Raw genomic sequence first — 12,702 nt, 5'->3', positions numbered from 1 at the left:
TGAATTTAAATATATATAGGATTCCTATTTGATTTTTGAAAAGAACTCAGTACACTTTAATTCCTTCTTACCTGTTCCCTGTTCCCTGTTCCCTTCCTACGCAAATGATTTCAGGAATCAAAGCGGATTCCTATAGAGATTTTCAACTACACAAAATATGCGCTTATGTAGGGGGCAAGACATTGCATCTCTGCAAAAGAGTGTTGTGTTTATTAATAGCAATAAAATATATGAATACTCTAAATCAAATTTTAAGTGTGACATCAATTTCTATTTTTTTGGGATTATCTGTTATTTCTGGTGTATCCACAAAAGCAAATCCAGAGCCGCAATTTGGGTTAACGCCTGTGCTAAAAATGCCCCATCTAAAAACTAATCAACCATTTATTGCTCCCAATAGAGGCGCACCTCAAACTACTGCTGGTGGAGGAATTCGTGGTTTTTACTTACAATCAAAATGGTAAAAAATCAGGGTTGTATTGTAGCTTTAATAATTAATTGGTAGGATATTTTCTTGGTTTGAAATATTAAGATTACCTAGTTTTAAAACCTGAATAATTTACATAAGGCCAAGACTGATTTTTAACTGAAATATCTGCTTGTGAAAACATGAGAGCATCCCCAGGGCGCAGCAGACAAATTGAGACGGGAGACGCGATCGCTCCATCTTTGCGAGTCCCTGAACGCTGATTTGCTACCTGACAAACATGGTCTGGGGTAGGATCAACTGCCATAATGTGCGGTTGTGATCCATCTAGACAAGGGCCAAGACCACGCTGCCAAAACCAAGGCGCACCCCCATCTGAGTACGGTACAAGACGTTGAGCATTCCAGATTTCCGCTACATCAATGACATCATCGGCATCGCACATCATTTTTTGCCGGACTTGCCAAATCTTTTCAGGTACAAAAGTCAAATACCGAGCCACTGAGGAAAATAGGTACTGAATTGGATAGAGTCCAAAACCACGATAACCACCAAAGAGAGTATCAAGCGAACCATAACGCTCTTTGGCTGTAGCTGCTAGTTCTTTGACATTTCCCAGATAATCACGTCCAGAATCGGCAGTCAGTGCCACACGGCGATCGCAATACTCAACCAAATAAGTGTTACCTTGATTACGAATCTCTGGGTGGAGGACATCCCCGACGGTAGCCTGTTCCCCGTAAAATGGCAAGGCGATAACTCTCATCCCGCCAATTTGCCTTTCTTCAAACCAACTCAGGGTGTGAACATTATCAAACCCCAACTGACGCAGCCGCAATGCCATGTCAATTGCCAATACAGATTCTCGCTGCACTTCAGGAACAAAGATTGCTGTGTTAGCACCAAGTTTGAGCAATGTGCCTAAATCAAAATGATCAGGATGAGAATGGGTGATAAATACGGCATCAGGTTGTCCTAGTTCCTCTAGGCTGAGGGGTTGATAGTTGGGTGGATAAACCTCAGACTTGGGCAACACAAATGGATCAAACAAAATACTAGAGTTGCCATCACTGAATTGTAGAGTTGAGTGACCCACAAAGGTAGCATGACTTGATAGAGACGTTGCTGGCATAGCCTCTTGAACCAGCGCGCCATAATCATTTAACACATCCCATAACTCACGAGCCAGGGTTGTAGTCGGAGCATGACTTCCTTGTTGCCATTCCCCTAAATACAATGCTAAATCAGATAAGAGATAGGGCGAGAGTTTGAGGGTGGCGATACTTTCACCAATATTGTGTTCTAATTGCAATGCGACGGGTTGAACAGCTTGACTATCGGGATAAAGCCAATCTTCCCGCAGTACCCCAGGACTTGTATACAAATCTGCTAGTCCACCAGGAATCATAGTTGCTGCTAGTAATTCCCGTGAATGCGCCACCACATCTGCCAGTCCATATTGCTGACGATGTGCCATGATGCTTTTGCAGTAACGCCGGATAGTCGTGTCGCATTGTCCAGTGACAGCACTGCCAAATTTTGTTTCATCCTGATAAATCAGTTGGAATCTAATTTTGTTACTTAATCTGCGAAGTGTCATAGATGATATTGGGTATGGGGCATTGGGCATTGGGCATGGGGAGCAGAAGCAGCAAAGACTAATTGACTAATTACTCTTAACTCCCCACTCAGCACGGGCTAACGCCCCGCTTCCGCTAACAGCACTCATCACTCAGCACTTTCAAGTTAGATTTTTAATTTCCTCCAACCGTGTTCACTTCGGGTAAACGGTATGGCTAGTTCTGCCATGTAATGTTGTCCTTGGGAGTCAACTAGCCAGGGTTGATTGACTAACTCTTCGACAATCAGCCAGGGAGTTTGTGCTGGTAAGTTTTTTTTGAAAAAGGACTCTATTGCTAGGGGGCTATCTCGATGTATTAAAAGTGAATATTGACCAGAAATTTGTAGATTCAGCAGCATCGGCCAGCCATATGTAGCTGCTAATTGCTGCCACTTAGCAAAACGCTCTATTGCAGGCATTTGAGCAAGTTCTGTTAAAATTTGCCCACTCAAAACAGTCCGACGGGGACGTACAATAGCGTTTTTTGGTAGTCGCACACGCGGAGTAAATCGGGGTGCGGTGAGTTCAATCGGCATTGGCTGTGTAGCAGCACGAAAAACAGCCATCGGGTGATCCTGAAAGGTAGTCCAAAGTAACTGTTCACAGATGGGGTCAAAATTTGCGATCGCAGCTGAGGAAAACCAAAATACTGCTACTGGATTGGTAAAGGCAGACAGTTTTAAGAAAGGTAGCTGTGTTTGAGCATCAAGAAAAATTTTGGCATTAGCTAGGGATGGAGTTTCTGCACTTGCGCCCCACAATTCAATCGGCGCAATCCCGAAATTAGGACGAGCTAGAACATTGGGGTTATGCTCAAAGGGTGTTTGTAGTTCTGCCACCTGAATGTGATGTTGGGTGGACAAATCCTCCAGTCTGGTTTGAAACCAAGAATGCAGTACATGATCACACTTGAGTAATTCGCTAAATCGGGCAAAGATTCGCACGGGTTCATCACCAATGCCATGAACTAAAAATTCTAGGGGTGTGGGGGTGTGGGGGTGTGGGGGTGTGGGGGTGTGACTAAAAGAACCTAACCCCCTAACCCCCTTCCCTACAAGGGAAGGGGAATATGTAGAGACGTTGTATGCAATGTCTCTACAGTTGCTCCTGCAAATAAATTGACAAACAAGCAACCAAAAGGGGCTTGAGAAAGAGGGGAGTTGAGCCTATTGTTACTAGTTTCTAGAACTATTTCCTCTGTGTCGTGAGATAAATAGCTTTCCCACTCTGCTATGCGGGTGACAACTGCGGGATGACTATGAGCTTTAGTCATTTCGGAAGTTAAGCTGGATTTTAGATCACAAAGAGCCACACCCATTGCAAATTCCTGTTGCATTCGTTCACGGAAGGCTATCCGCAAGGCTGAGGCTGGACTAATGCCTTGAATCCAGCCGTCTTCGTAGTCTCGGAGTGTTTGCAGTAAAATATTTTGCTGTGTCTGATCAAGGGTAATCTGCAATGGTAGCCCCAAATCACAGTGCAGCACTGGATCAGGTAGCTGGATGAGTTCAACGCCAAGACCTTGGGCGAGTTCCTGAATATATCTCTTGGCTTGTTGTAGACACTCTGCTAGTGTATCCACAGACATGACCTCAAGCTGCGCTGCTAGAGTATCGCTCAGTTGCTGAAGATGGTGAATAGCTGTGCGCCAGAGATGGCGATCTGACTCAATCAGGTTGTCTGCTACTAGAACTAAGGCTTGCCAGGGATTTGCAAATTGATAGGGTAGGTCGAGTCCGCCTACAAGTACACCCTCATCGATGAAAATATTCAGAATATCTTGTATTTTAGCTGCATAGTGCCATAGGGGTGAAGCTGCTACTGTTGTGGACAGTTGATCTAATGTTCCCAGTTCTAATTTTGTGAGTTCCTCCAAAAGAACATCTACAATTTCTTGGGAATCAATTTCACGCTGTTCGACTAACCCATCAGGCTTTCTTGCCCAAAAACGCCAAGAGCCGTCTGTTTGCTGCTTTAAGGTAGGATTGATTCGCCAAGTTGCAGCTTGACGGTATTCTGTACGGTAGGCGATCGCTCGCAATATCCTTTGCCAAGGACGCAAATCAGGTGTAAAGGAATACTCTGCCTTTGTTGATACCTGTTGTGCTGTCTTGCCCAATTCGACTAAACCCACACCAGCCCATAAACCATAGGGTGTGGTGCGTCCCGCCGCCCTTGCTAGAAAACGATACAGTGCTGTTTCTAAATGGCGAATTTTTTTGGTGCGTTTCCCTTCTCTGAGTGGTAGCCCACGTTGTACCTCTGTAAAAAGGGATGGATTGGACAACAGCAATGCTTTCATAAACCAAGAATCGCCTGCGGTAATTTGCCACAGTCTTTCCCGCTCTTGGGCGTGTACCTGTTGATAGGCATCTGTGTATGCTTTCCAGATGTGAGCATCCTGACTGCGGCTGGCTGCGAGTGCCAATTGGGCGAGTTCTGGATTGCCGAAACCTTGAATAGTTTCGATAGGCCAAGCCGCAGCCCGTAAGATAGCCGCCGGGGCAAACTCAAATCTTGGCTGATTATTCATTGTCTGTTGAGTCTGGATGCGATCGCGCATAACGAGCTGTAGCCACGCGGCGATGATTGGCCAGCCACGGCTCAATGACGCTAGTGTAATGCTGCTCTAACTTCAGGACAGCAGTAAAGTCTCGCATCACGGCTGAGTATGCTTCTAGACTTAATCCTGCTGCCTTTAACCATTGCTCAGTTGCTTGGCTATCTTGCAAATTAAATTGCTCTCGAAAGGAGTCAGACATGGCTTGAATTTCCGCATCAGAAATATTCAGCCCTAAACGTTCTGCTTCTTTCACCGCCAAATAAGCCAAGAGAACTTTTTTGCTGATGACTCCTGCGTTTTCCCCCAGACGCGTCAAAATCTGAATATCATCGGGACTTGCTAGAGAATTTTCTGCTGTCTCTAGCTGCTCACTGGGGATGTTTCCCGCCCCAAAATGACGGAGATAGTAAGTCAGGGGATCTGAGGGGAAATCTTCAGGTATATTCGGCCACTGGGGAGCGGCAAAACAACCATTGCGGAGACAGATTACTTTTTCATAACTCCGCACCTCCCCAGCTAGCCAAAAAATTAGCCCTGGTTTGGCACCAGTCATCACCTCTGCTAGAGCTTGTCCGGCTATGTGGGTAAAAAAGTTAGCTTCTGGATGTTCACCGGAAACTACAGCCAAATCTTGGGAGCGAAAATCAATGGCATAGTTTAACAGTTCGCCATCTCCAGCATGAACTACCAATTGCCAAACAACCTGCTCAGAGGGAAACTTAGCCCAAATAGTATCAGTATGCTTGACTATGCTTTGCAGCCATGAGACAAATTTTCCTGTGAGTAATAATGCCTCTAGCTGTGTTTGTAGAGTCTGTCGTGCTTGCTGTGTTGGTACTCCTGTGAGGGTGCTGATATCGACGGGTTGCCAACGCAATACCGGAGAGGGCTTGACTTGGACGAAATCGGCTGCTTGTTCATGTCGCTGGGGATGCTGACCAGCCTGAAGTTCAATCACATCACCAGGACGCACCGTTGTTGCTCGTTCTGGAGAGCCAAGGCGACGTTGCAACAAGCGCACCGTCTCTTCTGCACTTAAGGGGAAGGCATAACGATTAAACCAGGCGTGACGACCACTAAAACACAGCCCAGAAGCGTAGGGGAAGATTAAAGCCGGGTTGCAAGCACAAGCTGCTTCTAACCAACTAACTACCCCTTCCCGGTCAAACGTTGCCCCCATACCATGCTGATAGCCCATGCTAGCCCGGACTACTGGCTGATACTTAGTAGAAATCAGATCAATTGCACCATAGGCTTGGGTGAGGCGATCGCCAATTTCTACCGTTACTTCTGCGTCTGCCATGTGCCAAAATGTTCCTGTCACATCCCGCACCACTAACCCAAACTCTGGTTCTTCGTGGTCGGAAGGCGTGGGGAGCAGGTGAGTTTGTCCGAGGGCGATCGCTTGCCAAGGTTGACAGACTCTCACATCAGCAAATCCCATCTGTTGTAACTGCGCCAACAGTTCTGGCTCATCGGCTGTAATGACAGGTAGTTCACGGGGCAATTTTTCCAGTGTGGGACGATGAAAGTGATCAAAGTGTCCGTGAGTCACCACTATAGCCGTCAGGTTGGGCAGTTTATCTAAGTTAAACACTCGACCGGGATAGTAGATAAGTGTCCCGCCCACAAGCTCATTAGCAAAGCATGGATCAAGCAAGATGCGTTGATCAATAGTTTCGATATATAAAGCAGCATGACCACAGATAGTGACACGCATTATAGTTATTTCCGTATCTTATACTGTCAGCAAATCCTAGCCGATTTGTCTCATGAACAGTACAAATCTTTAAGTAATTTAAGAAGAAATTCTAGAATCTATTGATAAGATTGGTGACAAACAATTGCTAAATCTAATTAGAGAGCGTTTGTAAATGAATTTTAAGTTATGAAGTTGTGTTTAACCGCAGCTAAAATTTCTATTGAGTGAGATGAAGTTATAGCAAAAATATTTATTTATGCTATATTTAGCTCTCTTCTCAAATGTCAGTCTGATATGAATACATAGACATCAAAAATTGTCTACTTTTCTTAAAAATTTTTGATAAATAAGTTGATATTTTTGAGTTATTCATGTGGAAAAGATAATACAAAATGTTGTAGTTTTCGGCGGAGGTAGTGCAGGGTTTCTATCTGCTTTAGCTCTCAAATTCAAAATGCCATTTTTAAACGTGGTGGTAGTTCATTCCAAAACAATCCCCATTATTGGAGTTGGTGAAGCAACTACCGCTTGGATACCTTGGTTTCTCCATCAGTATCTAGGATTAAATCGTGAGCAATTTTACGAGGAAACCCAACCCGTTTGGAAATTGGGAATTAAGTTTATTTGGGGTGATCCTAGCCAGTCTCACTTCAACTATCCTTTTGTGACTCATTTGGCTGATAAATTGGCTGTTTTGCAAAAAAGCACGGCTTATTATTGTCTAGACTCCACAACAGACTCTAGTATTTACTCTCTGTTGATGGAGCAGTATAAATCGCCTTGCTTCCGTCGCCAAGATGGGGAATTTGTCATTGATGAACGCTTTGGCTACCATATTGAAAATTCTAGTTTTGTGGCGTATCTAGAAAGGCTAGCTTTAGAACTTGGCATTAAGATTATTGATCAGCCTGTTGTAGATATTACAGTTGCAGAAAATGGCGATATTCACCAACTATGCTTGCAAGATGGAACAAGTGTAACTGGTGATTTGTTTATTGATTGTTCTGGGTTTCGTTCTACGTTGTTAGGGGAAATTCTCCAAGAACCTTTTTGCAGTTTCGCTACTAGCTTATTCTGTGATTCTGCCGTCACAGGCACATGGATGCGAGATGATTCGATCTATCCTTTCACCACAGCCGAAACTATGCAGGCGGGATGGTGTTGGCAAATTGATTTACAGGATCGTGTCAATCGTGGCTATGTCTATTCATCTGCTTTTATCAGTGATGAGGCAGCACTGCAAGAGATGAGACAGAAAAATCCCCTGATGAGGGATGATTTTAGTCAGATTAGGTTTAAATCAGGACGACATCAACGATTTTGGGTGAAGAATGTTGTCGCAGTGGGTAATGCGTCAGGTTTTGTAGAACCCCTAGAATCAACGGGATTACACATGATTGGCGAAACCATTAAATGTGTATGCGATGTATTAATTGATTCAGACCAACGACCCACCCCAGCGTTAATTAATTTGGCAAATCGGGCGATCGCTCAAAAATGGGATGATATTCGTGACTTTTTATCGATTCACTTTAAGTTCAATCACTATGTAGAATCGGAATTTTGGCAACACTGTCAACAGCACACTGATATTGGTGAAGCAGCCGCGATCGTAGACTTTTTTCAAAACAATGGGCCGTCACCCATAGGTCAAATTCTCCTCCGCCCTAATAGTGTTTTTGGGTATAACGGTTATCTGAATCTACTGATGGGTCAACGGGTAGCAACAAAGTATCAAAACAAACATGAAACCCTGGATTTAGATTATTGGCGACAAGTCAAAAACTATTTCATGAAAAATTGTGACAACGCCTTATCAATTCATGAGGCAATTCAGGTTGTGAAGGAAAGGAAATGTCAATGGCTGAGTTCGTAAATACTATTCCCTCAGTACCTCGCATTAATCCCAATGCTCATTTACTCCTCAATCCGGCGGGTGAGGTGTGTAGTTGGGTAGATAATGATGTATTCGCCCTCGAAGGCATTCAGCCCGATACTATCCGCGAGTTACTCACACTAATTGATGGCGTGCAAACCCTAGAAGCAATTTATGCTGAACTAGCAAATAAATATCATCGCCACTACCTACAGGAAATTCTTTCCGCTTTAACTCAACTGCATATCTTAGAGGAATCGCAGACAACTGAAGTCACACCCCAAAATCAAGGCTGGAAATTGCCCACAGTCCCCGATGATATCAAGCAAAAAGCGATCGCTATTTTAGGCAATCACCAATTACTAGATACTCTCACTCACAGTTTTACTGACGCAGGGTTTCAAAACTGTCGTGCTTTAAACCTTACAGATTTCGCTTCCTGTAAAACGCCAGAATTCGTTACTTTCCAGCAAGAACGGATAATTTTTAACGGCTCTTTCACAGTACCCCACAATAATGTAGACGCTGTGACTGTTGCTCAACTCTGTGAAATTTTAGCAGAATTTGACTTTATTATCTGTGCATTGGAAGGTGTGCCATATCAAGCCCTTTTCGATGTCAATCAATCAGCCTTAACCACTGGGAAACCGTGTTTATTTGTCACGGCTTCCCCAGACACAGCACTCATCGGCCCCACAGTGATTAAAGGTGTAACCGCTTGTTTTGGTTGTCGAGTCGTCACCTTGGAAGCGATTCCCTCCGTTTTAAAAGATATCTTGCCGCACCTGTCAACCCCTATTCTTTCCCCCACACCCCCACACCCCTACACCCCTACACCCTTCCCATCCATAGCCCAGACTTGTATTGAAGAAGCGATCGCAGTTTTGGCTACTTTCACCCCAACTCGCGCTACTAGCGTTGTCAAAATTAATCGTCAGGGCGATCGCATTGTCAAAAGGCTGTTTCCTAGTGGTGAATGTCAAGAGTGTACACCCCAATTAGATGCACCGTTGGGAGTGTTAGAACGAAGTGCGATCGCAGCTGCGGCTGAGGAAATCGGTAGAATTTGGCCTAATCCCCTGCAAGCTAATATCCGTCCAGCCGCCGATAGTTACCAAACAGTAGGAATTTTAGGTGGTGGTACGGCAGGATATTTAACAGCTTTGGCTTTTCGTGCCTTCCATCCCGATATTAAAGTGACATTGCTGGAATCGAGTGCCATCCCAGTCATTGGTGTGGGGGAAGCCACAACCCCTGAACTGGTGAAATTCCTCCATAGTCCCCGCTTTTTAGGGTTGGACATCGTTGATTTTTATCGGCGGGTTGCGCCTACCTGGAAATTGGGCATTAAGTTTCAATGGGGACTACCAGGTGATTACGATTTTACATTTCCCTTTCAACGGGGACGCTTGCTAGAATCAGTCCTCTATGATGCCACGTTGAATAATCAGTCCTTGGGGGCAATGTTAATGAGTAGCGATCGCGCCCCTATTTTTGATCGGGGTGATGGTAAGCCGTTATCATTACTACATCTGGTGCGCTGGGCTTATCACCTAGATAATCGGCGGTTCATTGGCTATCTCAAGGAAGAAGCCTTAGCATCTGGGATTGAACATTTAGATGTGCAGATTTGTGATGCTCAACTTGCTGCTGATGGCGAAAACATCACCCATTTAATCACCGACGATGGGCGCAAACTCGCTTACGATTTGTATATTGATTGTTCTGGCTTTCGTTCCTTCTTACTAGAGCAGAAACTTGGTTCAAAATTCGTCAGTTATCAGGATACACTCTTCACTGATCAGGCGATCGCCGCCACTGTTCCCCATAACGGCACTATCAAACCTTACACCCTAGCGGAAACCATGAATAATGGTTGGTGTTGGAATATACCCTTTGAAGATGCCGACCATCGAGGCTATGTGTTTTCATCTGCATTCTGTAGTGTGGATCAAGCAGTAACAGAAATGCGGGCGAAAAATCCAGGGATGAGTGAACCTTGGGTAGTGAAGTTTCGCTCTGGACGACATGAGCATTTTTGGCGTGGTAATGTTGTAGCGATCGGTAATTCCTATGGTTTTGTCGAACCCTTAGAATCAACAGCACTACATATGATTGTGCTGGAATTAGAACTTCTGATGAATAACCTACCAGCTTCCAAAAGAGATGAGGCGATTAAATCTACACTCAATCGCAAAATTAATGAACGTTGGGACGCGCTACGCTGGTTTTTGGGAATTCACTACAAATTTAATCACCGTCTCTCTACCCCCTTCTGGGAAGCAGCCAATAAAGACACAGATATTTCTGGTGCAGCAGAACGTCTAGCGTTGTATCAAGAACGCGCACCTCTGTCTTACCGAAATTCCCTATTTTATACACTGCATCCACCAGAATTTTTCTCGGATGATCACTCCTATGACACTTTATTAGTTGGACAACAAGTACCCACACGCTTTGTAGAACAGGTAGAAGATGCAGCCACCTGGAAACGCCAAATGGCAATTCTTCAAGGACTGGCTAAAACCGCCATGTCTCAACACGAAGCCCTCAAATGCTTGCGGGAAACAAGACCAGATTTGCTGTATGACTTTGCCCAGCGTCGAGATAGTTGGTTACACACCTGGCTACCAGCTTAATATCAATTCAAAATTCAAAATTCAGAGAGAAGCGACGTGACAAAATCTTCTGGTTCACTAAAATCTAACCAAAAAGCTACTTGGGTGCTGTTACATACTGGGGGAAAAGCATTGAGTTGATAAAAATCTCTCAGTTCAGTTTCCTCTAGCTCAACTTGGGCAATTGACTGTACTGTTTTGCTTAAAATGCTGTAAAACCCAGATAACTTTAAGGCATCGGCCAGAAAACACTCAGTAACAGAGAAATATTCGCTCATCCCTCGACCCCACCATCGGGGTACATTCACAAATCCCTCTAAGCGGGCGATCGCTGTCATCATCTGCGAAAATTCAGTTGCACTCAAGCCTTTATTCTCCAGCCAAGTCTCTAATTCAGCCTCGTTAGTCACTCCCTGTTGTTGTAAAAAATTTTGGGTAACTTTTTGCACAATACTAGGTCTTAAATTTACCTCAGACTCGCTGTGAGTCCGTTCTGCTAAAGTCCAGAGAGTCGCAACCAAACGGTACAATTGCCGCTCACAACTTACTAATACTGATTGAGTTTGATTTTCTTCCTCTTCCACAGAAAGATTTTTACCAACCATCGTCAGAATAAATCCATGTAGTTGCTCAACCTGTTGGTGAAATCCATCATCTTCACTATAAATTTTCAGCAATGCTTGAATTCGTCCCCAACGTTCTCCTAAAGCGGGTTCTAACTCATCTGAAATAACATTCACTTCAGCTAAATTCACATTTAGGGGTAGCAGATTTTGACTTTGAGCTATAGCATCACACCATCGCATTAATCCAGCCAAATTACGTAACTGAATGTAAACTCTGCCCAGCAATCGGGCTTTTTGACAGACTTTTTCCGTTAGAGGTAGCCAAGAATATGCTTTTGCTAGGGGACGGATGGCTACTCTAGCCTGGAGTTCCTCTATAAACATTGACTTGCTGAGTTGAAAGTTGACCTGATTCTGCTCAAGACTTTCCCCAACCATCGTTACCAGATGTTTCAGCAGTCCAATGGCATCCAATTTTTTTTGGTCTACATAGCCACCATTTTCGACAAAATCCCCAAAATGAGCTAAAACTTTGGCATCACCCCCCAGTGCCTCAGCATCGGCCACTGCTTGGCGCAAATATCGTTGACTGAAGAATTGCTTTTTAGCACAATTGATAATTAAATTGGCGATCGCTGGCTCAAGAATGTTTTGGGACACCGCATGGTTAACTGTGGCGCGAATGTTAACTAAAGCATCCGTCAAGGGTTTGTATTGGGATGTTGCATTGCTATGTAAAATCGCCACCTCATCGTCCCCGATATACTTACCATCTCGATAAGCAGTAAAAATTTCCCCAAAGCCCTCCATACCAAAGGTTTCTAGTTCAGTAGCTCGGAGTGCGCCCATACTACTTGCGCCAAACACCCGTACCCCTGCGGCGATCGCCCAAAGAATTTCTTTATGCCACACTGAAGCATTGCGATCAAAAAAACCATCAATAATCGCAATCACACGAGGTTGCAACCGCAAGCAAGCCAGAATATCACCACAACGGACAGGAGCAAGGTAACGGGCTGGTAAAATTTGACTAGCTTGGGTAACTGAGAGAGTCGGGCCAAGATAGATGAAAATCTGACTAGGTTCTAAAGCCATCGAGTCCATGTTGATAGATACTGACAAACAAAGCTAAGAGTTAGAGGGCAAAAGCTGACAAGTTATACCAATTCAAAATTCTGCGTTGCTGATTGAGAATATGAATTGTCTCACGCAAAGGCGCAAAGGCGCGAAGGAACAAAGGAAAAGAAAGGTATTGCTGGCATTTCATACTTTGATTCAGCAACAGTTGCTCAATTTTGGAGAATTGGTGTTATGTTGCTCATTTCCTCA

Annotated in this window: 8 protein-coding genes; 3 read left to right on the top strand and 5 right to left on the bottom strand. The window is 44.3% G+C overall.

Annotated elements, in window-relative coordinates:
- Positions 1–230: 230 nt before the first annotated feature.
- Positions 231–464, top strand: a complete 234-nt coding sequence (locus CV014_RS07835; RefSeq protein WP_236141526.1) for a hypothetical protein — start codon at positions 231–233, stop codon at positions 462–464.
- 69 nt (positions 465–533) lie between these two features.
- On the opposite strand, the gene CV014_RS07830 is transcribed toward CV014_RS07835, so the two are convergent.
- The 4 genes from CV014_RS07830 to CV014_RS07815 form a co-directional block, all read right to left on the bottom strand.
- Complete coding sequence (locus tag CV014_RS07830) at positions 534–2,027, bottom strand: MBL fold metallo-hydrolase (protein WP_236141525.1); 1,494 nt, start codon at positions 2,025–2,027, stop codon at positions 534–536.
- A 146-nt stretch (positions 2,028–2,173) separates the two neighbouring features.
- Entirely contained in the window at positions 2,174–2,992 is an 819-nt protein-coding gene (locus CV014_RS07825) for a hypothetical protein (RefSeq protein ID WP_236141524.1), read from the bottom strand.
- A gap of 107 nt (positions 2,993–3,099) precedes the next feature.
- A complete protein-coding gene (locus CV014_RS07820; protein WP_236141523.1) occupies positions 3,100–4,656 on the bottom strand; it encodes a lantibiotic dehydratase in 1,557 nt (518 codons plus the stop codon).
- Complete coding sequence (locus tag CV014_RS07815) at positions 4,574–6,331, bottom strand: MBL fold metallo-hydrolase (protein WP_236141522.1); 1,758 nt, start codon at positions 6,329–6,331, stop codon at positions 4,574–4,576. Before CV014_RS07815 ends, CV014_RS07820 begins: the two co-directional genes overlap by 83 nt.
- A 355-nt stretch (positions 6,332–6,686) precedes the next feature.
- Here CV014_RS07815 and CV014_RS07810 point away from each other — a divergent pair, with 355 nt between their 5' ends.
- Together CV014_RS07810 and CV014_RS07805 are read left to right on the top strand one after the other, a co-directional pair.
- Positions 6,687–8,189 carry a tryptophan halogenase family protein gene (locus CV014_RS07810; protein ID WP_236141521.1) on the top strand — a complete coding sequence of 501 codons (1,503 nt, stop codon included), beginning with the start codon at positions 6,687–6,689 and terminating at the stop codon, positions 8,187–8,189.
- Positions 8,174–10,828: a tryptophan 7-halogenase gene (locus CV014_RS07805; protein ID WP_236141520.1), complete on the top strand. Its 2,655-nt coding sequence runs from the start codon at positions 8,174–8,176 to the stop codon at positions 10,826–10,828. Before CV014_RS07810 ends, CV014_RS07805 begins: the two co-directional genes overlap by 16 nt.
- A 14-nt stretch (positions 10,829–10,842) precedes the next feature.
- Here CV014_RS07805 and CV014_RS07800 read toward each other — a convergent pair whose 3' ends face one another.
- Positions 10,843–12,468 (bottom strand): TfuA-like protein, encoded by a 1,626-nt coding sequence (locus CV014_RS07800; RefSeq protein WP_236141519.1) that lies wholly within the window; start codon positions 12,466–12,468, stop codon positions 10,843–10,845.
- Positions 12,469–12,702: the final 234 nt, after the last annotated feature.

Source organism: Nostoc sp. CMAA1605 (genome assembly GCF_021596505.1).
In the GTDB taxonomy this organism is placed as follows: Bacteria; Cyanobacteriota; Cyanobacteriia; order Cyanobacteriales; family Nostocaceae; genus Trichormus.
Note: the sequence above shows the minus strand (reverse complement) of the source record. Positions and strands in the feature narration are given on the sequence as shown.

Coding starts and splice junctions, on each gene's coding strand:
- CV014_RS07835 (WP_236141526.1), top strand. CDS start 231: ATGAATACTCTAAATCAAATTTTAAGTGTGACATCAATTTCTATTTTT.
- CV014_RS07830 (WP_236141525.1), bottom strand. CDS start 2,027: ATGACACTTCGCAGATTAAGTAACAAAATTAGATTCCAACTGATTTAT.
- CV014_RS07815 (WP_236141522.1), bottom strand. CDS start 6,331: ATGCGTGTCACTATCTGTGGTCATGCTGCTTTATATATCGAAACTATT.
- CV014_RS07805 (WP_236141520.1), top strand. CDS start 8,174: ATGGCTGAGTTCGTAAATACTATTCCCTCAGTACCTCGCATTAATCCC.
- CV014_RS07800 (WP_236141519.1), bottom strand. CDS start 12,468: ATGGCTTTAGAACCTAGTCAGATTTTCATCTATCTTGGCCCGACTCTC.